Origin of the sequence: Anaeromyxobacter sp. SG17 (assembly GCF_022690695.1) — a bacterium.
Classification (GTDB): domain Bacteria; phylum Myxococcota; class Myxococcia; order Myxococcales; family Anaeromyxobacteraceae; genus Anaeromyxobacter; species Anaeromyxobacter soli.
This window is the reverse complement of record NZ_JALCYX010000008.1, coordinates 96,787-120,893: the sequence shown is the minus strand read 5'-3', so window position 1 is coordinate 120,893 and position 24,107 is coordinate 96,787. Positions and strand designations below refer to the sequence as shown.

Here is a 24,107-nt window from a genome sequence, read left to right as displayed (position 1 = left end):
GCTTGGGTCGGGACACGCGGGATCGCCTCCTGGCGATCCCGCATGATGATCCCCTGGCCGGCCGCTACAAGCCCGGCCGGAAATCCCCATTCAGTCCCATCGCTTGGCCGCTAACCGATCGGCATTGGGGCTAGCGCCCGCCAGGCGGCCGAGCGGCTCAGCGCGCCGCGGGCCGGCGGGGGAGCGCGGCGGCCACGGCGACGGCCGCCGCCGCGAGGTCTGGCTCGGGACGCATGTCCTCCGGCCGCCCCTCGAAGCAGCGGCGCCCCAGCAGCCGTTCCGGCGTGTCCGAGAAGCGCGGAACGAGGTGCAGGTGGAAGTGCCGGAGCACGTCACCGATGGCGAAGGCGTAGACGTGCTCCGCGCCGAGGGCCTCGCGCTGTGCGGCCATGACGCGCGCGACGAGCGGCCCCAGCGCGGCGAGCTCGTCCTCGGGCAGGTCGTACCAGGCGCGGGCGTGCCGCTCGCTCGTCAGGACGAGCCAGCCTCGGAGCGGCGACGGGTCCGCGAGGGCGTGCAGGACGAAGCCTCCCTCGCGCCGCAGGAGGCCGCCGGGAACCCGATGAAGGCCGCGCGAGATCGCGCAACCGATGCACTGTGCGTCAACCATCGGGCCTCCGTGGCGCTTCGTCGCAGGGCCCGCGGACCCCCGATGCGTACACTTACAGCGAATACCGGTTGGAGTGAGCCCGTCAGCGGCACAGCGTGGAAAGCGCCGTTATACCGGAGGCACCATCGATTCGCGCATCGGTTCGTCCCGATCGGGGCTTCCGTCCTCGTGGGGTAGCCCCCAAGTTGCGCGCTTTCGAACGACTTTTTCCGCACGGGCCCCGGCCCGGGAATCGACCGGCCGCATGCCTGTTCCGAACGAGACCAGGAGCACCCAGGTGGAAACCAATCCGAACCCGACCCCGCTCACCCAGCTCATCCGCTCCGAGACGACCGTGGCCGGTCACCGGAATCTCTACTGCCTGCACTACGACGCTTGCCTCGACGTCGCGGTGAGGCTCGACTGGGACAGCTGGTCCTGCGAGAAGTGCCCTCTGTTCAAGCTGCACGAGGAGCCTCGCTCGTTCGCAGGGATGTTCGCGAACGACCGGCGCGGCGGCGGCCAGCCACACTGAAGCGGCGCGCACCCCGCCTGGGTCCGTAAGGGGCGCGCGGCAGCGCGCCCCGGCTCGGCTGACCCGGGGTGACGTGCGCGCGCTGGCGCGGGGGGCGGCTCGCCCGTAGGATCCGCGCCCCATGAGACTCCTCCCGCTCGTCCCACTCTTCTCAGCGTGTCTCCTCGCCGGCGCCCCCGCGCAGGCGGCTGCCCCTGCCGCGACCGACACGCGCGCCGTGGTCGTCGCGCCCGCGGCGCCCGGGAAGCCCACCGCCGCCGAGGCGAGGGCCTTCGTCGACGGCGTCAACTCCGAGCTGAAGCGGCTCTGGATCCGCTCCTCGACGGCCGACTGGATCAAGGCCACCTACATCACCGACGACACCGAGCGAAACGCCGCGGCCCTCAACGAGGACGTGATGGCCTACCTGTCCGGCGCGATCGCGGCGTCGGTCCGGTTCGACGGCCTCGACGTGGACGCGGACACCGCGCGGATGCTGCACCTGCTCAAGGTCGCCTCCCCGCTGCCCGCGCCCAGCGATCCGGCGCGCCGCCGGGAGCTCGCCGAGATCGCCGCCAAGCTCGAGGGCATCTACGGCAAGGGCAAGTGGTGCGGTACGCCCGCGCCCGGCAAGCCGGCGCCGCGCTGCCGCGACCTGCAGGAGCTCGAGGAGGTCCTCGCGAAGAGCCACAGCTACCCCGAGCTGCTCGACGCCTGGACCGGCTGGCACACGATCTCCCGCGAGATGCGGCCGCTCTACACGCGCCTCGTCGCGCTCGGCAACGAGGGCTCGAAGGAGATCGGCTTCCGCGATCTCGGCGACCTGTGGCGCGCCGACTACGACATGCCGCCCGCGGAGTTCGAGGCGGACGTCGACCGGCTCTGGGCGGAGGTGAAGCCCCTCTACGACGACCTGCACTGCTTCGTCCGCGCCCGGCTCCAGAAGCTCTACGGGAAGGAGAGGGTCCCCGACGGCAAGCCCATCCCGGCGCACCTGCTCGGGAACATGTGGGCGCAGGACTGGTCGAACCTCTACCCGCTCGTCGAGCCGTACAAGGGCGCGGGGAGCCTCGACGTGGACGCGGCGCTGAAGCGCCAGAGGTACGATCCGACCCGGATGGTGAAGCTCGGCGAGGCGTTCTTCAGCTCGCTCGGGCTCGACCCGCTCCCGGCCACGTTCTGGCAGCGCTCGCAGCTCGTGAAGCCGAAGGACCGCGAGGTGGTGTGCCACGCGAGCGCGTGGGACGTGACCTACGACGCCGACCTGCGCGTCAAGATGTGCATCCGGCCCACGGAGGAGGATCTCGTCACGATCCACCACGAGCTCGGGCACAACTACTACCAGCGCGCGTACGTGCACCTGCCGGTGCTCTACCAGGACAGCGCCAACGACGGGTTCCACGAGGCGCTCGGCGACGCGATCGCGCTCTCGGTGACGCCCGGCTACCTGAAGCAGGTGGGCCTCGTCCCGGCGGTCGCGAAGGACGACCACGGCGTCATCAACTTCCAGATGAAGAAGGCCCTGGAGAAGGTCTCGTTCCTGCCGTTCGGCCGCCTCATCGACCAGTGGCGCTGGGACGTGTTCAGCGGGAAGGTCGCGCCGGACCGCTACAACGCCGCGTGGTGGGAGCTGCGCCGCAAGTTCCAGGGCGTCGACGCCCCCGTGGCGCGGACCGAGGACGACTTCGACCCGGGCGCGAAGTACCACGTCCCGGCGAACGTGCCGTACACGCGCTACTTCCTCGCCCACGTGTACCAGTTCCAGTTCCACAAGGCGCTCTGCGAGGCGGCCGGGTGGAAGGGTCCCCTGCACCAGTGCTCGATCTTCGGCTCGAAGGACGCGGGGAAGCGGCTCCAGGCGATGATGGAGCTCGGCGCGTCGAAGCCGTGGCCGGAGGCGATGGCCGCCCTGACCGGCTCGAGGAAGGCCGACGCGTCCGCGCTGCTCGAGTACTTCGCGCCGCTGCGCGCGTGGCTGCGCGCGCAGAACGCGGGCCAGAAGTGCGGCTGGTGAGCGCGGGCCGCTGACGAAGGCTCTCGCGCAGGAAAGCGCCCCGGCGGCTCATGGCCGCCGGGGCGCCGTCTTCTCTACGGGCTTGCTCGTCCGCGTCAGACGTCGCGGTCGAGGTCACGGGTCGGGTCGCGCTCGTCCTCGCGCTTGACCTTCTCCTTGAGGTCGCCGACGCCCTGGCGGATCTGGCCCTTCTTCTCCTCCAGCCAGCCCTCGCCCTGCGTCGAGCGGTCCTTCGTGGCGCCGCCGATGCGCTGCTTCACGTCGCCCTTGATCTCCTCGATCTTGCCCTTGATCTGGTCCTTGTTCATCGTTCCCTCCCTTTGGACTTCAACGTAGGGCGCGGGTCCGATGGCGGCCCGCGCGAGGGCCCGCGGCGGGGGCGAGGGAGCGGGCGCGCGGCGCGGAGCCAGACCCGGCGGCGCCCTGGATCCGGGCTCGCGGAGCGCGTCCTCCGGGCGGGCGCGCGTCAGGGCTGCGGGGCTGCGGCGGAGCGGTCGGGCGCGACGCCGCCCGGGGTCGAGGCGCGGCGCCGGCCGAGGCCGGCCCGGAGCCGCTCCATCCAGACGTAGAACACCGGCGTCACGTAGAGCGTGAGGAACTGCGAGAAGACGAGGCCGCCGACGACGGCGAGGCCGAGCGGCTGGCGCGACTCCGCGCCTGCGCCCAGCCCGAACGCGATGGGCAGGGTGCCCATGAGCGCGGCCATCGAGGTCATCATGATCGGCCGGAACCGCACGAGCGACGCCTCGTGGATGGCGTCGCGCGGCGACTTCCCCGTGCGCTGCGCCTCGATCGCGAAGTCGACCATCATGATGCCGTTCTTCTTCACCAGGCCGACGAGCATGATGATGCCGACGAAGGCGTAGATGGAGAGATCGGTGCGGAACAGGAGCAGGGTGACGAGCGCGCCGAAGCCGGCGAAGGGGAGGGCGGTGAGGATCGTGATGGGGTGCACGAAGCTCTCGTAGAGGATCCCGAGCACCACGTAGATGACGAGCACCGCCATCACGAGCAGGAGCCCGAGGCCCCGCATCGACTCCTGGAAGGCCTGCGCCGTGCCCTGGAACCGCGTGGCGACCGTCGCGGGGAGCACCTCCGCGGCGGCGCCCTCGATCCCCTGCATCGCCTCGCCGAGGGAGCGGCCGGGGGCGAGGTTGAAGCTGAGGTTCACCGCCGGGAGCTGCCCGGCGTGGTTCACCGACAGCGGGCCCACCGCGCGGCCCAGCCGCGCGACGGCGTCGAGCGGGACGAGCTTGCCGGACGCGGAGCGGACGTAGACGAGGGAGAGGGCCCCGGGATCGAGGCGGAAGCCCGGGTCGAGCTCCATCAGCACGTCGTACTGGTCCTCGGGCGCGTTGATGACCGAGACCCGGCGCGAGCCGAAGGCGGTGTAGAGCGCGTCCTCGATCGCGAGCGGCGCGATCTGGAGCGCCGCGGCGCGGTCGCGGTCTATCGCGACCGTCACGCGCGGCGACGCGAGCCGCAGGTCGGAGTTCACGTCGGCGAGCGCCGGGAGCGCGCGCATGCGGGCCTCGAGGGCCGGCGCCGCCCTGTAGAGCGCGTCGGTGTCGGCGTCCTGGAGGGTCACCGAGTAGAGGGCGCGGCCGCCGCCGCCGGCGAGCGAGATGGGGGGCGGGTTCATCGGGAACGCCCGGAGCGACGGCACCGCGCCGAGCTCCCCGCGGAGGTCGCGGATCACCTGGTCGACGTGCGCGCGCGTGCCGTCCTTGAGCTTGAGGAACACGAAGCCGCTCGAGACGCTGCGGACCGTCGAGTTCGCGTGCTCGACGGCCGGGTGGCGGGTCGCGATCTCCGCCACCTGCCGGTGCGCGCGCACCATCGCGTCCCAGCTCGTCCCCTCGGCGGGCTCGGTGTTGATGAGGAGCCGCCCCGTGTCCTCGCTCGGGAGGAAGCCCTTCGGGACCGCCTGCCAGAGCGGGATCATCAGGACGAGCACGGCCGCGGAGAAGGCGAGGACCGACCGCGGGTGCGCGAGCGACCAGGTGAGCCCGCGGTCGTAGAAGCGCAGCATCGCGTCGAACGCGCGCTCGGTGCTCCGGTAGAGGCGGCCGTGCCGCTCGGCGGCGTGCGGCTTCAGGAAGCGCGCGCACAGGAGCGGCGTCAGCGTGAGCGACACGAAGCCGGACACCAGGATCGCCGCGCCGATCGTGACCGCGAACTCCTTGAAGAGCCGTCCGACGAGCCCGCCCATGAAGAGGATCGGGAGGAACACCGCCGCGAGCGAGATCGTCATCGAGAGGATCGTGAACGCGATCTCCTTCGACCCGCGGAACGCCGCCTCCCGCGCGGCCTCGCCGCGCTCCATGTGGCGCACGATGTTCTCGAGCATGACGATGGCGTCGTCCACGACGAACCCCACCGCGAGCGTGAGCGCCATGAGCGAGAGGTTGTCGAGCGAGTAGCCCATCGCCGCCATGATCCCGAAGGTGCCGACGAGCGAGACGGGGAGGGCGAGGCTCGGGATGACCGTCGCGGGCAGGTTCCTGAGGAACAGGAAGATGACGAGGACGACGAGGACGAGCGTGAGGAGGAGCGTGAACTGCACGTCCCCGACCGAGTGGCGGATCGACTCGGAGCGATCGTAGATGACCTTGAGCTCGACGGCCGCCGGGAGCTGCTGGTTGATCGTCGGGAGCAGCTCCTGCACCTCCCGCGCGATCCGCACGGTGTTCGTGCCCGGCTGCCTGCGCACCGCGACGGTGACGCTCCGCTGGTCCTTGCCGCCCTGGACGAACCACGCCGCGACGCGGTCGTTCTCGACGCCGTCCTTCACCTCGCCGAGGTCGGCGAGGCGCACCGGCGCCCCGTCCCGGAAGGCGACCACCACCTGGCGGAAGTCGGCGGCGGTGAGGAGCCCGCCGGTCGCCTCGACGGTGTAGGCGCGGTCCCGGCCCTCGACCACGCCGGTGGGCAGGTTCGCGTTCGCGTTGCGGACGGCCGCGGTGACCTCCTCGAGGCCGAGCCCGCGAGCCTGGAGCGCGCGGGGATCGAGCTGGATCCGCACCGCGTACTTCTGCGCGCCGAAGATCGCCACCTCGGCCACCCCGGGGACGGTCGCGACCCGCTGCGCGACGAGGTCCTGCGCGTAGCGGTTCACCGCCGAGAGCGGCAGGGTGGGGGAGGTGAGCGAGAGGTAGAGGATGGGCTGGTCCGCCGGGTTCACCTTCCGGAACGTGGGCGGGTTCGGCATGTTCGACGGGAGCTGGCCGAGGCTCGCCGAGATCGCCGCCTGCACGTCGAGCGCCGCCGAGTCGATGTCCCGGTCGAGGTCGAACTCGAGCGTGATCGAGGTCGAGCTCTGGCTCGACGACGAGTTCATCGTCTTGATGCCGGCGATGTTCGAGAACTGGCGCTCGAGCGGCGTCGCGACGGACGCGGCCATCGTCTCGGGGCTCGCCCCGGGGAGCGAGGCGTTCACCGAGATGGTGGGGAAGTCCACCACGGGGAGGTCGGAGACGGGCAGGCTCCGGTAGGCGAACACGCCGAACAGCGTGAAGCTCGCCATGACGAGCGTCGTCATGACGGGCCGCCGGATGAACGGGGCGGAGAGGTTCATCGCGCCGCGCCCTTCGCGCCGCCGTCGCCGGTCCCGGGCGCGGGCCGCTCGCCGAGGAGCTCGACCGGCGCGTCCGGCCGCAGCTTGAGCTGCCCCTCGGTGACGACGAGCTCGCCCGCCGCGATCCCCTCGCCGATCACCGTCTCCGCGTCGCCCGCCTGCTGGACGACGACCGGGCGCAGCACCGCCTTGCGCTCGGCGCTCACGACGTAGGCGTAGTCGCCCTGCTGGCCGGACGCGACCGCGGACGCCGGCACCACGATGGCGCGGCTCCGCTCTGCGATGCGGAGGAACACGTCCACCACCTGGCCGGGCAAGAGCGCCTCGTCCTCGTTCTCGACGCGCGCCTTGAGCAGGATCGTGCCGGTGGCGGCGTCCACGGCGTTGTCCATGAAGGCGAGCGTCGCCTCGACGTCGGCGTCGCCGCCGGCCGGGCGCACGCGCACCGGCAGGCCGGTCACGCGGCCACGCAGCGCCGCGAGGTGGCGCTCCGGGATGGAGAACGCCGCGAAGACCGGCTTCACCTGCTCGATGGTCACGAGCGGCTCCTGCGCGCCGGAGGAGACGAGGTTCCCGGGGTGCACGAGCAGCCGCCCGGTCCGCCCCGCGGCGGGCGCGCGGAGCGTGCAGTAAGAGAGGTCGAGCGCGGCGCGGTCCACCGCGGCCTGGTCTGCGACCACCGTCGCGTCGAGCGCGGCGGCGTTCGCGCGGGCCGCGTCGTGCTGCTGGCGCGTCACGTACTCCTTCTCCACGAGCTCGGCGTAGCGCTTCGCGTCGGCGCGCGCGTTCTCCGCCCGGGCCCGATCCTGCTCGAGCCTCGCCCGCGCGCCGGCGAGCGCGGCGGCGTAGGGGCGGCGGTCGATCTCGAGGAGCAGGTCGCCCTTCTTCACCTGCTGGCCCTCGGTGAAGTGCACCGCCACGATCGGCCCGGACACCTGCGCGCGCACCGCGACGGACTGGTTCGCGACGATGCGGCCGACGGCGCGCACCTCGACGGGCACGTCCTTCTCCACCGCGCGCTCCGCGCGGACGGGGACGGGGCGTGGCCCGGCCACGCTGCGGGCGTCGCCGCGCGAGCAGCCGGCGAGGGCGCCGGCGAGGACGAGGGCCGCGGCGGTGGAGGCGGTGCGAGGGGTCATGGTGTTCCTTCGAGCGCGGGCGGCGCGACCTGCGGGTCGGACGGCGCGGGGGCCGCGGGCGCCGCGGCGGGGAGATCGAGGCGGCCGCTCGCGCGCGTGAGCTGGGCGAGCGCGACGAGATAGTCGGAGCGCGCGCGCACGTTCTCGGCCTGGGCGGTCTCGAGGGCGGACTGGGCGTTCAGGAGGTCCAGGATCGAGCCGACGCCCTCCTGGTACCGGCCACGCGCCACGTCGGAGGACGCGCGGGCGGAGGCGAGGAGGTCGCGGGAGGTCTCGAGCCGGCGCCCCGCGCTGCTGAGGCCCTGGTAGCTCGTCCAGACGTCGAGCGCGACCCGCTGCCCGGCGGCGTCGGCGCGCGCCCGCGCGGCGTCGGCCGTGGCGCGCGCGGCGAGCGCGTCGTAGGCGGGGCCGAGCCCCTCGAACATCGGGACGCGGAGGACGAGGCCCGCCGACCACGAGGTGGTCGGGTCGAGCCCCTCGGGCGCGAGGTAGTGGGTGCGCCCGGCGCTCGCCTGGAACGAGAGCGTCGGCCAGGCGGCGCGGGAGGCCGCCCGGGCGCGGGCATCGGCCGCGTCGGCCAGGGCGCGCGCCCGGGCGACGTCCGGGTTGCGGGCCGCCGCCAGCGCGAGGAGCTCGTCCACCGTGGGCCGCGCCCGCGCCGTATCCACCTCCGCGGGCAGCGCGCCGACCTCGAGCTCGGCGGTGGGGGAGAGACCCGCCAGCGTGGCGAGCGCGCCGCGGAGGGCGAGCGCCTGGCCCTCCGCCTGCTGCAGCACGAGCTGCACCTGCGAGAGCGCCGTCCGCGCCTGCAGCACGTCGGCGATGGTGGCGAGCCCCGCCTGGCGCCGGGCCTCCGCGGCGGCGAGGCTCGTCTCCGCCTGACGGACGGAGGTCTTCTCCGCCTCGGCGAGGGCGCGCGCGCCGAGGTACTGGAAGTACGTCTGCTGCACCTGCAGCACGAGATCGGCCACCGCCGCGTGCTCGGCGAGCCGCGCCGCCACGAGGAGCCGGTCGGCCGCGTCGACGAGCGCACCCCGCGCGCCGAGATCGAGGAGCAGCCAGGTGAGGCTCGCGCTCGCGCCCGCGGTCGTGCTCGTCGAGGACGCGCGGTTGGGGCCGCCGCCCGAGCGCTGGCGCAGGAGCGAGGCCGTCGCCTCGAGCGAGGGCCAGTACAGGCTGCGCTGCGAGCCGGCCTGGGCGGCCGCGGCGCGCGCGTCGTGCCACGTGGCCCGGGTCGCCGGCTCGCGCGCGAGCGCGAGGTCGACGAGGTCGGCGAGCGAGCGCGGCGCGGGGACGGGCTCCGGCGCCTGCGGCTGTGGCTGGGGAGGCGCGGCCGGCGCGGGCGCGCCCACCTCGCGAGCGACGTCGCGCGGCGGCGTCGTCCGGCTCGAGACGTAGCGTGAGGGCGAGACCGTGCCGCACGCGCCGAGCAGGGCGAGGGCGGACGCGGCGACGGCGGCCCCACGGACCGCGCTGCTGGAGGGCGTAGGAGGGGGCATCGGCAGCCCCTGTTGTGGAGGAGATGAACCCGCCCGTCAACGGGCTCGACGACCCGCGCCCGCCCTCAGGACTCTCCGCGCAGGAGCGGGTCGAGACGGCCCTCGCGGTCGAGCGCGTCGAGGTCCGAGAACCCGCCCAGCGAGCGTGCGCCCACGAAGACCTGCGGCACCGTCATCTGGCCGCTCTTCTCGACGAGCCAGGCGCGCAGCGCGTCATCGCCCTCCACGCTCACCTCCTCGTACGCGACGCCCTTGCTCGAGAGGAGCGCCTTGGCGCGAACGCAGTAGGGGCAGTTCCGCTTCGTGTAGACGGTCACCTGGGGTGCGGTCATGTCATCTTCTTAATCCGATCGGTCCCTCTCCGGCTCGCGAACGACCGAGCCTCGGGCGCCGCCGGGCGCCACCGCGGTGGCGGCGAGGCCGCCCGCGGGGGCGCAGGGGACACGGCGAAGACCTCGAGCCGTCGCCTCAGCGAACGAGGCGCGAGCGGGGAGCGGCGCCGGCCGGCTCGAAGGCGGGCCCGCGGACGGTCTGCGCGAGCGCGCGCAGGCGCCGGATGCGCTCCTCGGCGGGCGGGTGGGTCGAGAACAGGCGCGAGAGCCCGCCCGTCACCGCGCCGAACGGGTTCACGATGAACAGGTTCGCCGTGGCGGGGGTGGCGGCGCTCGGGAGCTGCTCCGCCGCCCGGTGGAGCTTCTCCAGCGCGCCGGCGAGGGCGAGCGGATCCCCGGCGAGGCGCGCCCCGGTCTCGTCGGCGAGGTACTCGCGCGAGCGCGAGATGCCGAGCTGGACGAGCGTCGCGCCGATGGGCGCGAGGAGCGCGAGCGCGAGCCCGCCCGCGGGGGAGCCGCCCTCCTCGTCCTGGCTCCCGCCCCCGAACATCCCGGTGAACGCGAGCGCGTTCGCGACGTGCGAGACGGCGGTCGCGAGCCCCGCGGCGACGCTCGCCACGAGGATGTCGCGGTTCGCCACGTGCGCGAGCTCGTGCGCGAGCACGCCGCGCAGCTCGCGCTCGTCGAGGATCTCCACGATCCCGCGCGTCACCGCCACGACGGCGTGCTTCGGGTCGCGGCCCGTGGCGAACGCGTTCGCGTGCGGGTCGTCCATGAAGAACACCCGCGGCTTCGGGATCCCCGCGCGCCCGGCGAGCTCCGCGACGATCCCGTGCAGCCGCGGCGCCTCGGCCTCGGGCAGCTCGCGGGCGCGGTGCATCCTGAGGACGATCCGGTCGGAGAAGAAGTAGCTGACGAGGTTCATGGCGACCGCGAGCGCGGTGAACAGCCAGAACGCGTTCGGGCCGAGGCTCGCGCCGACGCCGACGAGGATCGCGGAGAGGGCGCCGAGCAAGAGGACGGTCTTGAGCTGGTTCATCATGGCAATGCCTCCGGGCAGCGCGGCATTGATGCCGCCCGCGGCATCCCCAGTCCATTTCAAAATGTCGGCGCGAGACTGCGGAAAAGCCTGGGATAGCGCCGCCGGCTCACGCCGCGGCCCCGAACAGCGCGTCGCGCGCGGCCTCGGCGATCGCGACCACGGCGGGGTGGCGCAGGCGGCGCTCGACGGTGATGGCGTAGAAGGTCTCGCGCACCTCGTCCGCGCGGCCGACGACCTGCACGCCGTGCTCGGAGCGGATCTCCTCCTCGAGCACCCGCGGCGCCGCGAACACGCCGAGCCCGCGCTCGCCGAACGCCATCATGAGCGCGCTGTCATCGAACTCGCCCGCGAGCTCGGGACGAACGCCGAGCCCGTCGAGCCAGCCGTCCAGCGCACGGCGGAGCGCCGTCCCCGGCGACGGCAGGAGCGCGGGCGCGCCCTGCAGCGAGCGCGGGAAGCCCTTGCGAAGGCCCGCGTGGCGCGCCGCCGCGAAGAACGACGTGCCGCAGTCGCCCAGGCGGTGGTTGAAGGCCTTCACCTTCACCTCCTCGGAGGCGGGCACGTCGGCGATCACGACGTCGAGCTCGTGCAGGGCGAGCGCGGCGAGGAGCTGCGGCAGCGGCCCCTCCCGGCAGACGAGCGTCAGGTCCGGGTGCGCGTCCACCGCCGGCTGGAGCAGGAGCGCCGCCATGCGCTTCGGGATGACGTCCACCACGCCCGCGACGAGCCGGAGCCGCTGGCCGGTCGGCAGGCCCTTCACCGCGCGCTGCAGCTCGCTCCCCGTCCGGAAGATGTCGTCCGCGTAGCGGAGGACCGTGCGGCCGACGTCCGTGAGGACGAGCCGCCGACCCTGCCGCTCGAGCAGCTTCACGCCCAGGCTCGCCTCGAGGGTCTTCAGCTGGTTCGAGATGGTGGGCTGCGCGAGCCGCAGCTCCTGGCTGGCCTTGGCGATGCTGCCCGCGCGGGCCACCGTCCAGAAGTAGAAGAGGTGATGGTAGTTGAGCCACTCCATGGTGAGGGAAAGTCTAACGGACACCGTGAAACTTTCTCATCCTGAGCGGGGCTGAGCCGTCTATGAAGAGGCGGGGCCGCGCGACGGCGGCACGGGAGACCCGCGGATGATCGAGAGCGTAGGCACCCCCGGCCTGTGGGCGGGGTTCGTCGTGTTCGTGCTGGCGATGCTCGCGCTCGATCTCGGCGTCTTCAACCGCAAGGACCACGTCGTCTCGGCGCGCGAGGCGCTCCGCTGGACCGCGGTGTGGATCGGCCTCGCCCTCGCCTTCGACGGCCTCGTCTGGTGGCGGTTCGGGTCCGGGCCGGCGATCGAGTTCCTGACCGGCTACCTCATCGAGAAGTCGCTCTCCGTCGACAACCTCTTCGTCTTCGTCATCATCTTCGGGACGTTCGCGATCCCCGCGGCCTACCAGCACCGCGTGCTGTTCTGGGGCATCCTCACCGCGCTCGTCCTGCGCGCGCTCATGATCGTGGGCGGGAGCGCGCTCCTCGCGCGCTTCCACTGGCTCATCTACGTGTTCGGCGCGTTCCTGCTCGCCACCGGCGTGCGGCTGTTCTTCCACAAGGGCGAGGAGCACCACCACCCGGAGCGGAGCTGGGCCTTCCAGGTCCTCCGCAAGGTCATCCCGTCGACGCACCGCATCGAGGGGCACGCCTTCTTCCTCCGCGAGGCCGGCCGGCTCGTGGCGACGCCGCTGTTCCTCGCGCTCGCGCTCATCGAGATCTCCGACGTGGTGTTCGCGCTCGACTCCATCCCCGCGATCTTCGGCGTGACGCTCGACCCCTTCATCGTCTTCACGTCCAACATCTTCGCGATCATGGGGCTCCGCTCGCTCTACTTCGCGGTCGCGCAGCTCCTGAACCGCTTCGAGTACCTGTCCGCCGGGCTCGCGGCGGTGCTCGTCTTCATCGGGGCGAAGATGCTCGCGTCGCGCTGGGTCCACGTGCACGCGCTCGTCTCGCTCGCGGTGGTGGTGGCGCTCCTCGGCGGGGCCGTGATCTTCTCGCTCGTGAAGACGCGTCGGGCCGGCGCGCCCACCGCGGCGCGCGCGTCGTCCGGGACGTGACGGGGCGTCGGCGTCGAGCGGGCGGCGCTCAAGTCCCGGCGCTGACGCGGCGGTACAGCGTGCCCGGCACGAGCGACAGGAGCAGCATCGCGGCCGCCACGGCGAGGTCGTTCCAGCGCGCGGCCGGCGAGCGCTGCGGCAGGACCAGCGCGGCGACGACGAGCCAGGCGGACAGCGCCGTGTTCGCGAAGCGCGCCTTCGCCCGCGTCATCCCCAGGACCGCGAAGATGGCGGCGAGGAGCCCGACCGCCCACGCGTTCGTGAACGAGGGCGTGGTGCGGGGGAACGCGAAGGCCGAGAAGAACAGCCAGAGCGCGAGCATCAGGTTGAGCGTCCGGGCGGGCATTCGGACCTCCTCGCGCTGAAGATGCTCCGGCTCTTCCTCGCCGGCCCGCCCTCCCGCCCGGTGCGCGCGCGCGGTCCCTGCCGCCTGCCCGCTCGCGCACCCGGCGGCCCGCGCGCGGCGTCGCTCAGTCGAAGACGACCGTCTTGTTGCCGTGGACGATGATCCGGTCCTCGCAGTGCCACCGCACGGCGCGCGCGAGGACGCGGCGCTCGAGGTCGCGGCCGAGCCGCTTCAGATCGTCGACCGAGTGCCGGTGCGTCACGCGCCCGACGTCCTGCTCGATGATCGGGCCGGCGTCGAGCTCGGCCGTGACGTAGTGCGCGGTGGCGCCGACGATCTTCACTCCGCGCTCGTGCGCCTGCCGGTACGGGTCCGCGCCCACGAACGCCGGGAGGAACGAGTGGTGGATGTTGATCATGCGGTTCGGCCAGCGCGAGACGAGCTCGGGTGAGACGATCTGCATGTAGCGCGCGAGGACGACGAGGTCGGCGCGCCCGTCGACGAGCGCGCCCAGCCGAGCCTCCGCCTCGGCGCGGATGTCGCGCGAGTTCGGCACGTGCTCGAACGGGACGCCGAACGCCTCGACGGCGGGGCGCAGATCCGGGTGGTTCGAGACGACGAGCGAGACCTCGCCGCCGAGCTCGCCGCGCTTCCAGGTCCAGAGGAGCTCGAGCAGCGCGTGGTCGTGCTTCGAGACGAGGACCGCGATGCGCTTTCGCCGGGAGGAGAGGGTGAGGCGCCAGTCCATCGCGAACGGGCGCGCGACGTCGAGGGCGAACGCCCGCTCGAGATCCTCCGGCGGGAGGTCCAGCCGGTCCGTCTGGAACTCGAGCCGCGTGAAGTAGACGCCGCCGTCCTCCTCGGCGGTGTGCTGATCGAAGTCGGTGATGTTCGCCCCGTGGCGGAAGAGGAAGCTCGAGATCGCGGCGACGATCCCGGGGCGGTCGGGGCACTGGACGAGGAGGATGGCGCGAGGGTGGGTCACGGGACCGGGCAAACTAGCAAAAAAGCGGGGCTGGACGCGCGCGACCAGCGCTCGCACGCGCGTCCAGCCCGGCCCCCTCCCGTGGAAACCCCTGGGTGCCGCAGGCCATTGCGACCCCCGTGCCATCCGGGCGCGAGGGAGAACCCTGCAATCTCCATGGGTTCCGCCGCGGGCTGGGGCGTCGGCTGCGTTGCGCTGGGGCAATTGACGCAGCGCTGGGGAGGGCGGCCCAGGGTGCGACCGGAGGCCGCATGGACAGCCGCATCGTTCGCCGCGCCCGAGTCTCGTGCCGCCCGCGCGAGGGTTCGCCGCGCGCCGGAGGAAGGCGGCTCGACGACTCCGCCCGCACGTTCGAAAGGTGCGACAATACAGCGCAATCCACCCCCAAAGATTGCGCGCCGGAAAGCAACGGTGTTGATGTGGGACAAGGCTATCGTCCCAGGCGCGGGCGTATCGGTGGGCGAGCGTCGCGACGGAGGTCTTCCGGGAGGGGGAGGATGTCCAGGGCCGCAGGGCACCCGGCCGAGAGCACGCCGCCGACAGGCGAGCGGGGGCCCGCGGAGCGCCCTGCGCCGCCCTCCGACGACGCCCGCGCCCTCGAGCGGCTCGCGCGCGCGATCGCGCCGCGCTCGGTCGGCGACCTCGGCTTCGACATTCCCTGGCAGCAGCGGCTCTCGACCCGGTTCTTCACGATGATCGCCGTCGTCGCCCTGGGCGTCGTCGCCGCGTTCTTCTTCGCCGAGGTGGCGGTGCAGCGTCACCTGCTGTCGCAGGTCGTCGCGGAGTCCGATCTCCTCAGCCACACCATCCGCAACGCGCTCCACCGCGCCATGCTCCAGGACCGCCGGGGCGACGCCTACCTCATCATGCAGGACATCGGGCGCCAGCCCGGCATCGAGATGGTGCGCATGATGGACGCCGAGGGGCGGATCACCTACTCGACGGAGCGGGTGGAGATCGGCCGCAGCGTCGATCGCAACGCGGAGGCGTGCTCCGGGTGCCACGCCGCCGACGAGCCGCTCCACCGGGTGGACCTCAAGGAGCGGAGCCGCGTCTTCACCCCGAACGGCCACCGCGTCCTCGGGATCATCACCCCCATCTACAACGAGGCGTCCTGCTCCACCGCCGCCTGCCACGCGCACCCGGCCGAGCGGAAGGTGCTCGGCGTCCTCGACGTCGGGGTGTCGCTGTCGCGCCTCGACGAGGAGACCGCCGGGTTCCGCTGGCGCACGCTCGCGGCCGCGGCCGCCGCCGCCGCGCTCCTCGGCCTGTTCGTCTGGTTCTTCACGGGCCAGCACCTGATGCGCCCCGTCGCGGCGCTCGTCCAGGCGACCCGCCGGGTCGCCCGCGACCAGCTCGAGCTCGAGATCCCCGTCACGTGGAGCGGGGAGCTCGGCCTCCTCGGCGCGTCGTTCAACGAGATGACGCGGTCCCTGCGCAAGGCGAAAGGCGACCTCGACGCGCTCATGCACAGCCTCGAGCGGCAGGTGCAGGAGCGGACGGCGGCGCTGCGCGCGGCGCAGGATCAGCTCGTCCGGAACGAGAAGCTCTCGTCCCTCGGCAAGCTCTCCGCCTCGATCGCGCACGAGATCAACAACCCGCTGGCCGGCATCCTCACCTTCGCGAAGCTCATCGTGCGGACGCTCGAGGCGGGCGTCCCGGACGAGTCGACGCGCCGGGCGCTCATCAAGCACCTCCTCCTCGTCGAGCGCGAGACCGAGCGCTGCAGCGCCATCGTCCGCAACCTGCTCGACTTCGCGCGCGAGCGGCCGCTGGCCGTGAAGGACGTGAACGTGAACGACGTCGTGGAGGAGGCGCTGCAGCTGCTCGCGAACCAGATCCACATCCAGGGCATCACGCTCGAGAGGCGCCTCGCCGAGGTGCCGGTGGTCGCCGCCGACTTCGGCCAGCTCCGCCAGGCGTGCGTGAACGTCATCATGAACGCGTGCGAGGCGATGGGGCGCAGCGGCCGGCTCGAGATCGAGAGCGCGCTCGTGGAGGGCGGCCGGTGGGTGGAGCTCTCGTTCGCCGACACCGGCCCCGGCATCGCGCCCGAGCACCTCTCCAAGATCTTCGACCCGTTCTTCACGACGAAGGAGCGCGGCACTGGGCTCGGGCTCTCCGTCGTCTACGGCATCGTCGAGCGGCACGGCGGCAAGGTCGAGCTCACGAGCGAGGTGGGGAAGGGGACTCGCATCGCGCTGCGGATCCCGCCGCGCCCCGCGGAGGACGCGACCGCGCCGGTCGTGCCGGCGGGAGGGGCGGGGTGAGCGCGCGTGGACGGCGAGGGGCGGCGTCCTCCGCGGGCTCCGGGAACCTGAATGCTCTCGATCTTCGTCTGGTGGATCGGTGAGGGAGAGGTCGATCGCGAGCTGATGGAGCACGTCCGCGTCCACCTCGCCGCCGCCTTCGGCCGCCCCGTCTTCCTCTGGGAGTCCCCGGAGCGGCCGCGCCACGCCTACGACGAGAAGCGCAAGCAGCACCGGACGACGCCGATCCTGAGCTGGCTCGGCGAGGCCGGGCCGGGCTCCGGGAAGGTGCTCGGCATCACCGACGGCGACCTGTTCATCCCCATCCTCACCTACGTCTTCGGCGAGGCCCAGCTCGGCGGCGGCGCGGCGGTGGTGTCGCTGAAGCGGCTCGTCGAGCCCGGCCCCGGCGGGCGGGCGCTGCTCGCCCTGCGGCTCGCCAAGGAGGCGGTGCACGAGGTCGGGCACGCCTTCGGCCTCGTCCACTGCGGACACGAGCGCTGCGTCATGTCGCGCTCGCCCGCGGTCCGCGAGGTGGACGCGAAGGGCGTCGATCTCTGCCCCGAGTGCCGCAGCCACCTGGACGACGTCTCCGAAGGAGCGTGAAGCCATGGCGAACGAGAGGACCCGCATCCTGGTGGTGGACGACGAGGAGATCGTCCGGGAGTCGCTCGGCGGCTGGCTCGAGAAGGACGGCTACACCGTCGGCACGATGCCCGAGGGCCGCTCGGCGATCGAGGCGCTCAAGAGAGAGCGCTGGTCCATCATGATCGTCGATCTGAAGATGCCGGGGATGGACGGCCTCCAGGTGCTCGAGGAGGCGAAGAAGCTCCAGCCGGACGTCGCCGTCGTGATCATGACGGCCTACGCCACGGTCGACACCGCCGTGAGCGCGATGAAGATGGGCGCCTACGACTACCTCGTGAAGCCGTTCGATCCCGAGGAGCTGTCGCTCATGATGCAGAAGATCGTCTCCCAGCAGTCGCTCGTGCGGGAGAACGCGGTGCTGCGCCAGGCGCTCCGGCAGGAGTACCGCTTCCGCGACCTGCTCTCGAAGAGCCCGGCCATGCAGTCCGTGTTCGAGCTCGCCCGCACCGCGGCGCGCTCGAACTCGACGATCCTCGTCCTCGGCGAGTCCGGCAGCGGCAAGGAGGTGCTCGCCCGGGCCATCCACGCCGAGAGCCCGCGGGCGGAGGGTCCGTTCGTTGCGGTCTCCTGCGCGGCGCTGACCGAGAGCCTGCTCGAGTCGGAGCTGTTCGGTCACGAGAAGGGGGCGTTCACCGGAGCCATCTCGCGGCGAAAGGGGAAGTTCGAGGCGGCGCACGGCGGCACCCTGTTCCTCGACGAGGTGGGCGACATCGGTCCGAAGCTGCAGCTCGATCTGCTGCGCGTGCTCGAGGAGCGCCGCTTCCATCGCGTGGGCGGCAACGAGCCCATCGAGGTGGACGTCCGGATCGTGGCGGCGACGAATCGCGACCTGCGCCGCGCGGCCCGCGAGGGCAAGTTCCGCGAGGACCTGTTCTACCGCCTGAACGTCATCCCCATCCTCATCCCGCCGCTGCGCGAGCGGCGGGAGGACATCCCGCTCCTCGTCGAGAACTTCGTCGAGCGGCTGTCGGTGGAGATGAAGCGGCGGATCGAGGGGCTCACGCCCGAGGCGATGAGCGCACTCATGGCGCACGACTGGCCGGGCAACGTGCGCGAGCTCCGGAACGTGCTCGAGCGCGGCGCCGTCGTGGCCTCGGGGCCCGTCATCCAGCTCTCCGATCTCGGGCTCCCCACCAAGCTCGACGCGCCGCCCCGGCACGGGACGCTCGCGTCGCTCGAGGAGGTCGAGCGGCGGCACGTCGCGGCGATGCTCGCGCACACCAACGGGAACGTGAGCCAGTCGGCCCGCATCCTCGGGATCGACCGCGTGACCCTCTACAACAAGATGAAGAAGTGGGGGCTCCGCAGGGACGGCGAGGAGGCGGAGCTCGCGCCCGGAAGCGAGCCCAGCGCGGGCGGGTAGGCGCCCGCTCGCGAGCCTTCGGCGCTCGGCCGCCCCCCGCGGCTCGGCACCAGGTGGTTTGACACCCGGGCGGTCACCGGCGATTCTCCCCGCCGCCGTGAGAGGTCCATCGGAGGCGAAGATCGCCGGGCCCGCGCTCGACGCGTGCGCACCCGAACAGCGCGCGCCGCCAGTTCTCGGTTCGCTCGTCCGCGCGCACGGCCCCGCGCTCGCGGCGGCCGCGGTCGGCATCGCCTGGTTCGCTTCGAAGGTCGGGCTCGCGGTGGTCCACCCCTCCCACGTCGGCTGGCTGATGTCGGGCGACTGGGGCGCGAACTTCGTGGGCTGGCTGTTCTTCCGGTCCGCGCCCATCTCCCTGCCGCTCGGAGCCAACCCCTTCTATCCGTTTCCGGTCGGCTCGACCCTCGGCTTCACCGATTCGATCCCGCTCGTCGCGATCCTCCTGAGGCCCTGGGCGTCATTCCTCCCGCGGGACTTCCAGTACGTCGGCGCGTGGCTCCTCCTGGCCTTCGCGCTGCAGGGCTTCGTCGGGGCGAAGCTCGTGAAGCTCGCGACGCCGCACCCGGCTGCGCAGGCGCTCGGGGGCGCGCTGCTCGCGCTGTCGCCGCCGCTCCTCGATCGCCTCCGCTACGGCCATGCGAGCCTGTCCGCCCACTGGATCGTCCTCGTCGCGCTCTGGCTCGCGCTGGCGCCGGTCGAGCCCCGGCGGGTGCGTGGACGCATCGTGGCCGCCCTGCTGCTCGTCTTCCTCTGCGCGGGCGTGCACCCGTACTTCGTGGTGATGACCGCGGCGTTGGCGGCCGCGCTCGTCGTGCGGCTCGTGGCCGTGGAGCGCCTCGGCGGGCCCGCGCTGCTCCTCGGCGGCCTCGCGAGCATCGCGGTAGCGGCCGCAGCCGGGCTCTTCCTCTTCGGATTCCTCGGGAGTGGCGTGCGCTCCGAGGCGCAAGGGTTCGGGTTCTTCTCCGCCGATCTCGCCACGCTCGTGAACCCCATGGGCTGGTCACGCGTCATCGGGAGCCTCCCGGTCCAGGGTGGACAGTACGAAGGCTTCGGCTACCTCGGCGCGGGCGCGCTCCTCCTCGTGCTCGTCGGGATCGGCCTCACCCTCGCGCTGCGTGGGACGCGGCCCTCGCCCGGCGCGCTCGCGCGGTCGACGCCGATCGGGGCGGTCACGCTGCTCCTCTTCGTCTTCGCGCTCTCGGACGCGATCACCTTCGCGGGAGAGCGCATCCTGACGCTCGGGCTGTACGCCCTCGTTCCCCAGCTGGGGAGCACGTTCAGGTCCTCGGGCCGGTTCGTCTGGCCGCTCCATTACCTCATCGTCCTGGCTGCGATCGCGGCGGTCGCGACCGCGCTGCGGACGCGGCCACGTGCGCTCGTAGCCGCACTGGCGCTCTCCTTCGCGGCGCAGGCTGCGGACGTGAATCCTCCGGAACCGCTGCAGCTCGGGACCGAGCCGTGGCGTCCCCCGGGTTCCGAGGTATGGGAGCTCGCGCGCGGCGGGTACCAGCACCTCGCGATGTACCCGCCATATCTCATTGCTGGAGGGGAGCCCGTCGCAAAGCGCGAGGACGAGTGCGGACCGCCCGTCTGGCCGCCTGACGCGCAGCTCGGTCTCGCGCACGTCGCGTACAGGCTCGGGCTCAAGTTCAACGGGGCGTACGCTGCGCGCCTCGATCCGGACCGCGCCGCGGCCTACTGCCGGGAGCTCTACGGCGCCGTCTCCGGGGCGCGGCTGGATCCTGCGACGATCTACGTGGTCCGTCCGCAACAGGTCGAGGCGTTCCGTCGCGCGCACGGGATCTGCGGTCGAGTCGACGGCGCCCCTGTCTGCGTCAGCGGCGAGCGCGACGGCGACCCGTTCGCGCGAGCGGTGCGAATGAACCCGCTCCCCTGACGTGGCAGCGCGCGCGCGACGAACCGTCGCGCGCGTCCGGTCGCCTCCACCCGGGATCGCATGCGCGCCGGGCATGGGCCGTCTCCTGCGGGAGCGCAGGTCTCGGCCTCCACGAGCGCCGTTGAATCCCTCCACGGCCGTGGAGTAACTCGCCATCGCGCCCGCGATCGCTCGCAACCGCGCGTGATCGCGCGCGAAGGTTCCCGCCATACGAGCGGCCCCCGCTGCGGGTCGTCGAGATTCTCGACGGCCGCCGCCGCTCGAGTGGGGAGCCGCGGCGAGGGGTGGGCGCGGCGCCCCCGCAGTAACCCTGCGTAAACAATCCCGAACCGACGCTCCGGCCGTGCGCGCCGCGGCGATGGCCCGGCGCGTGCTCTAGCGACCAAGCGGGAAGGCCACCACCCCCGCAGGAATCGAAAGGAGCACGCCATGATGTTCGCCTTCGTGTTCGCGCTTTTCGGAGTCGCGGTGCTCGGAACCCTGAACCTCGTCGCCGCCCGCTAGGCGCCTCGAGCTGCCCGGAGACGACCATGAGGATCGGACGCAGAGGGTTCTTCAAGATCGCCGCAGTGACGGGAGGGGCCGCGGGCGCCGCTTCGGCGTCGGCGGCCTTGCCGCACGCGGAGGGGACGGACACGCCAGGCGTGCTCGTCGACACGACCCTCTGCGTCGGCTGCCGCGCCTGCGAGGCCGCGTGTGCCGAGAAGAACGCGCTCCCGGCGCCGCCGGCGAGCGACGACGTGATGAGGCAGCGGCGCGACACCGCTCCCCAGGTCTTCACCGTCGTGAACCGCGCCGAGAAGGAGGACGGGACCGTCCGCTTCGCGAAGAAGCAGTGCATGCACTGCCTCGCGCCCGGGTGCGCGTCCGCGTGCCCGGTCCGGGCCATGGACAAGACGCCGGCCGGGCCGGTGGTCTACGACCCGTCGAAGTGCATGGGCTGCCGCTACTGCATGATCGCCTGCCCGTTCGACGTGCCGAAGTACGAGTACGACAGCTGGAAGCCGCGCGTCCGCAAGTGCGGGTTCTGCGCGGACCGCCAGGCGAAGGGGCTGAAGCCCGCGTGCACCGAGGTGTGCCCCTCCGGCGCGCTCACCTTCGGTCACCGGGCGGAGCTCATCGAGCTCGCGAAGACCCGCATCTACACGAACCCCGGCAAGTACGTGCCGCACGTCTACGGCGAGCACGAGGCCGGCGGGACGAGCTGGCTGTACATCACCGACGTCGACCTCGAGAAGCTCGCGCTCCGCACCGACGTCCCGGAGAAGGACATCCCGAGCCTCGTGTCCGGCGCGCTGGGCGCCCCGCCGTTCGTGATGACCCTGTGGCCCCCGCTGTTGATGGGGCTCTACGCCTTCTCGCGCCGCCGCGACACGGTCGAGGGCGACGCGCAGGAGAACGCAAAGGAGGACCGCCATGGCTAGCGCGCAGGCCGGTGCCGCCGTCGCGGCGCACCCGTCGTTCGTCCGCGAGAAGATCCTGCTCGGCATGAGCGTGCGCGAGTACGTCCGCTCCTGCTGCACGCCCGCGAACGCGGTCGCGGCGGCCATCCTGGTCGTCGGCGTCCCGATCCTCGTCTACCGGTTCATCGCCGGTCTCGGCGCCACGACGGCCCTGTCCCAGACCGCCCCATGGGGCCTCTGGATCGGGTTCGACATGATGACCGGGATCGCGCTCGCCGCGGGTGGGTTCACCATCGGCGCGACCGTCCAGCTCTTCGGGCTGAAGGCGTACCACCCCATCGAGCGGCCGGCGATCCTCACGGCCTTCCTCGGCTACGTGATGGCCGTCATCGGGCTGCTCGCCGACCTCGGCCGGCCGTGGAACATCGTCATGGCGATCTTCAACTACGGCACCGCCTCGGCGCTGTTCGAGGTCGCCTGGTGCGTCATGTGCTACACGACCGTGCTCCTCCTCGAGTTCACGGTCCCCGTGTTCGAGTGGCTCGGCTGGAAGAAGCTCCACTCGGTCATGCGCAACGCGCTCATCGGGCTCACGGTCCTGTCCGTGATGTTCTCGACGATGCACCAGAGCGCGCTCGGCTCGCTCTTCCTGCTCGCGCCGACGAAGCTCCACCCGCTCTGGTACACGCCGTACATCTTCGTCTTCTTCTTCATCTCCGCGATCATCGCGGGGATCTCGATGGTCATCGTCGAGTCGATGCTCTCGCACCGCGCGTTCCACTCCCAGGTCGCCGGGCGGCACGTCGACATCGACAAGCTGACGCTGGGGCTCGGGAAGGCGGGGGCGCTCGTGATGTTCGCCTACTTCTTCCTCAAGCTGCAGGGGGTCATCGACGGGCACGCCTGGGGCTACCTCGCCACCGGCTACGGGGCGTGGTTCCTCGTGGAGATCGTCGGGTTCGTTCTCGTCCCGGCGCTCCTCTTCGCCTACGGCTCGCGGAACGGCAACGTGACGCTCGTCCGGGTCGCCGCCGTGATGGGCGTCCTCTCCATCATCCTGAACCGCCTCAACGTCTCGATCGTCGCATTCAACTGGAACCAGCCGGTCCGCTACGTGCCGTCGGTGAGCGAGGTGATCGTCTCGATCACCCTCGTGACCATCGGCGTGCTGGCGTTCCGGTGGATCGTGAACCGCATGCCCATCCTCCGCGAAGACCCGCGCTTCGCGGAAGGGCATCACTGAGGGAGGACGCCATGGCTCATGACTTCCTGAGCATCTACCCGGCCAAGCTCCTCGAGTACGGCCTCGCCGTCGCCTACCTGCTCATGTTCATCCCGTTCTGGCGCTACGTGCAGGGCGGCCGCGCCAAGGAGGCGGTGGTCCCCGTCACCGCGCCGCGTCCCGTCGCGCGCCCCGCCGCCGTGCGCGCCGCACGGCCCACCGCCGGGTGGTTCCAGCTCCCCGCGGGCCTGCACCTGCACCCCGGCCACACCTGGGCGCGGCTCGAGGACGACGGTCTCATCGCGGTGGGCGTCGACGACTTCGCCCACAAGCTCGTCGGCCCGGCGCGCCTCGACCTCCCCGCGATCGGCGAGCGGGTCGCGCAGGGTGAGGCCGCGTTCGCGATGGGCGAATCGGACCGGACGGTCCCGCTCCTCTCCCCGATCGACGGCACGGTGGTCGCGGTGAACACGGCGATCCGGGACGGCAAGGACGGCCTCGAGGACCCGTACGGCGCGGGCTGGCTGTTCAAGGTGAAGGCGTCGCGCCTCGCCGCGAACCTCCGCCAGCTCCTCACGGACGGCCCCGCGCGCCACTTCCTCGAGGACGCGGGCGAGCGGCTCGCCCTGCGGATGAGCCCCGAGATCGCCCACGTGCTGCAGGACGGCGGCACGCCCATCCACGGCATCGCCCACGCGCTCGCCGGCGACGAGTGGGAGCGGCTCGCCCGCGAGCACTTCCTCACCTAGCGACGGAGACGGCCATGACGACCACGAAGCTCATGAGGATCGGCGCGGTGCTCGGGGCGCTCATCGCGGGCGGCGCGCTCGCCGAAGGCCTGCCGCGGCTGCCGCAGCCGCTGCAGCTGCCGCAGGGCGCGGACAGCCCGGGGGTGGTGACCTTCCGCCACGACAGCCACCTCGACGCGAAGAGGCCGGCTTGCGTGGAGTGCCACGCCGGGAGGTTCAGCATCCTCGGCCGGTCGGGGGAGCGCCCGGGCGCGAAGGTGACGCACGCGGCGATGGAGAAGGGAGAAGCCTGCGGCGCGTGCCACGGGAAGCAGGCGTTCGGGTTCGACGACTGCACCACCTGTCACGCGCAGTGAGTCGAGGGGGCCCGCCCGCCCCGGTCGCGCGAGCGGAAGGGGCGGGCGGGGGGGGGGGGCGGGGGGGGGGGCCCGGGGAGCCGGGGGGGGGGGGGGGGCGCG

Annotated in this window: 21 protein-coding genes; 11 read left to right on the top strand and 10 right to left on the bottom strand. The window is 72.4% G+C overall.

The window, feature by feature from the left end:
• Positions 1 to 157: 157 nt before the first annotated feature.
• Positions 158 to 610 carry an HIT family protein gene (locus MNY60_RS05930; RefSeq protein WP_242337929.1) on the bottom strand — a complete coding sequence of 151 codons (453 nt, stop codon included), beginning with the start codon at positions 608 to 610 and terminating at the stop codon, positions 158 to 160.
• 277 nt (positions 611 to 887) lie between these two features.
• Here MNY60_RS05930 and MNY60_RS05925 point away from each other — a divergent pair, with 277 nt between their 5' ends.
• Together MNY60_RS05925 and MNY60_RS05920 are read left to right on the top strand one after the other, a co-directional pair.
• Positions 888 to 1,124, top strand: a complete 237-nt coding sequence (locus MNY60_RS05925) for a hypothetical protein (protein ID WP_242337927.1) — start codon at positions 888 to 890, stop codon at positions 1,122 to 1,124.
• A gap of 121 nt (positions 1,125 to 1,245) precedes the next feature.
• Positions 1,246 to 3,117 (top strand): M2 family metallopeptidase, encoded by a 1,872-nt coding sequence (locus MNY60_RS05920; RefSeq protein ID WP_242360197.1) that lies wholly within the window; start codon positions 1,246 to 1,248, stop codon positions 3,115 to 3,117.
• Positions 3,118 to 3,212: 95 nt separating this feature from the next.
• On the opposite strand, the gene MNY60_RS05915 is transcribed toward MNY60_RS05920, so the two are convergent.
• From MNY60_RS05915 to nhaR, 7 genes are all read right to left on the bottom strand, one after another.
• The gene (locus tag MNY60_RS05915; protein WP_242337923.1) at positions 3,213 to 3,425 is read right to left on the bottom strand and encodes a CsbD family protein; all 213 of its coding nucleotides are present in this window, start codon (positions 3,423 to 3,425) and stop codon (positions 3,213 to 3,215) included.
• Between the two features lie 158 nt (positions 3,426 to 3,583).
• Positions 3,584 to 6,694, bottom strand: a complete 3,111-nt coding sequence (locus MNY60_RS05910) for an efflux RND transporter permease subunit (protein WP_242352522.1) — start codon at positions 6,692 to 6,694, stop codon at positions 3,584 to 3,586.
• The gene (locus MNY60_RS05905; protein WP_242360196.1) at positions 6,691 to 7,833 is read right to left on the bottom strand and encodes an efflux RND transporter periplasmic adaptor subunit; all 1,143 of its coding nucleotides are present in this window, start codon (positions 7,831 to 7,833) and stop codon (positions 6,691 to 6,693) included. Before MNY60_RS05905 ends, MNY60_RS05910 begins: the two co-directional genes overlap by 4 nt.
• Positions 7,830 to 9,332 carry a TolC family protein gene (locus MNY60_RS05900; RefSeq protein WP_242360195.1) on the bottom strand — a complete coding sequence of 501 codons (1,503 nt, stop codon included), beginning with the start codon at positions 9,330 to 9,332 and terminating at the stop codon, positions 7,830 to 7,832. Before MNY60_RS05900 ends, MNY60_RS05905 begins: the two co-directional genes overlap by 4 nt.
• Before the next feature lie 65 nt (positions 9,333 to 9,397).
• A complete protein-coding gene (gene grxC, locus MNY60_RS05895; protein ID WP_242360194.1) occupies positions 9,398 to 9,664 on the bottom strand; it encodes a glutaredoxin 3 in 267 nt (88 codons plus the stop codon).
• Positions 9,665 to 9,800: 136 nt separating this feature from the next.
• On the bottom strand, positions 9,801 to 10,706 hold the full coding sequence (locus MNY60_RS05890) for a zinc metalloprotease HtpX (RefSeq protein ID WP_242360193.1): 906 nt from the start codon (positions 10,704 to 10,706) through the stop codon (positions 9,801 to 9,803).
• Between the two features lie 106 nt (positions 10,707 to 10,812).
• Entirely contained in the window at positions 10,813 to 11,718 is a 906-nt protein-coding gene (gene nhaR, locus MNY60_RS05885; RefSeq protein ID WP_242360198.1) for a transcriptional activator NhaR, read from the bottom strand.
• A 106-nt stretch (positions 11,719 to 11,824) separates the two neighbouring features.
• Here nhaR and MNY60_RS05880 point away from each other — a divergent pair, with 106 nt between their 5' ends.
• Positions 11,825 to 12,787: a TerC family protein gene (locus MNY60_RS05880; RefSeq protein WP_242360192.1), complete on the top strand. Its 963-nt coding sequence runs from the start codon at positions 11,825 to 11,827 to the stop codon at positions 12,785 to 12,787.
• A gap of 28 nt (positions 12,788 to 12,815) precedes the next feature.
• On the opposite strand, the gene MNY60_RS05875 is transcribed toward MNY60_RS05880, so the two are convergent.
• A complete protein-coding gene (locus tag MNY60_RS05875; protein WP_242337909.1) occupies positions 12,816 to 13,133 on the bottom strand; it encodes a hypothetical protein in 318 nt (105 codons plus the stop codon).
• A 124-nt stretch (positions 13,134 to 13,257) separates the two neighbouring features.
• Positions 13,258 to 14,118, bottom strand: coding sequence for a formyltetrahydrofolate deformylase (gene purU, locus MNY60_RS05870; protein ID WP_242337907.1), 861 nt, complete (start codon positions 14,116 to 14,118; stop codon positions 13,258 to 13,260).
• Positions 14,119 to 14,615: 497 nt separating this feature from the next.
• Between purU and MNY60_RS05865 the strand changes: the two genes are divergently transcribed.
• The 8 genes from MNY60_RS05865 to MNY60_RS05830 all read left to right on the top strand — a co-directional run bounded on the left by MNY60_RS05865 (position 14,616) and on the right by MNY60_RS05830 (position 24,005).
• The gene (locus MNY60_RS05865) at positions 14,616 to 16,388 is read left to right on the top strand and encodes a sensor histidine kinase (protein WP_242360191.1); all 1,773 of its coding nucleotides are present in this window, start codon (positions 14,616 to 14,618) and stop codon (positions 16,386 to 16,388) included.
• Positions 16,389 to 16,439: 51 nt separating this feature from the next.
• A complete protein-coding gene (locus MNY60_RS05860; protein WP_242337903.1) occupies positions 16,440 to 16,973 on the top strand; it encodes an archaemetzincin family Zn-dependent metalloprotease in 534 nt (177 codons plus the stop codon).
• A gap of 4 nt (positions 16,974 to 16,977) precedes the next feature.
• Entirely contained in the window at positions 16,978 to 18,378 is a 1,401-nt protein-coding gene (locus MNY60_RS05855; RefSeq protein ID WP_242360190.1) for a sigma-54 dependent transcriptional regulator, read from the top strand.
• A 97-nt stretch (positions 18,379 to 18,475) separates the two neighbouring features.
• Entirely contained in the window at positions 18,476 to 20,275 is a 1,800-nt protein-coding gene (locus MNY60_RS05850; protein WP_242360189.1) for a DUF6311 domain-containing protein, read from the top strand.
• Positions 20,276 to 20,805: 530 nt separating this feature from the next.
• Positions 20,806 to 21,699, top strand: a complete 894-nt coding sequence (locus MNY60_RS05845; RefSeq protein WP_242360188.1) for a 4Fe-4S dicluster domain-containing protein — start codon at positions 20,806 to 20,808, stop codon at positions 21,697 to 21,699.
• Positions 21,692 to 22,921 (top strand): NrfD/PsrC family molybdoenzyme membrane anchor subunit, encoded by a 1,230-nt coding sequence (gene nrfD, locus MNY60_RS05840; protein ID WP_242360187.1) that lies wholly within the window; start codon positions 21,692 to 21,694, stop codon positions 22,919 to 22,921. Before MNY60_RS05845 ends, nrfD begins: the two co-directional genes overlap by 8 nt.
• Positions 22,922 to 22,932: 11 nt before the next feature.
• Positions 22,933 to 23,649 (top strand): glycine cleavage system protein H, encoded by a 717-nt coding sequence (locus tag MNY60_RS05835; protein ID WP_242337893.1) that lies wholly within the window; start codon positions 22,933 to 22,935, stop codon positions 23,647 to 23,649.
• 14 nt (positions 23,650 to 23,663) lie between these two features.
• A complete protein-coding gene (locus MNY60_RS05830) occupies positions 23,664 to 24,005 on the top strand; it encodes a c(7)-type cytochrome triheme domain-containing protein (RefSeq protein WP_242360186.1) in 342 nt (113 codons plus the stop codon).
• Positions 24,006 to 24,107: the final 102 nt, after the last annotated feature.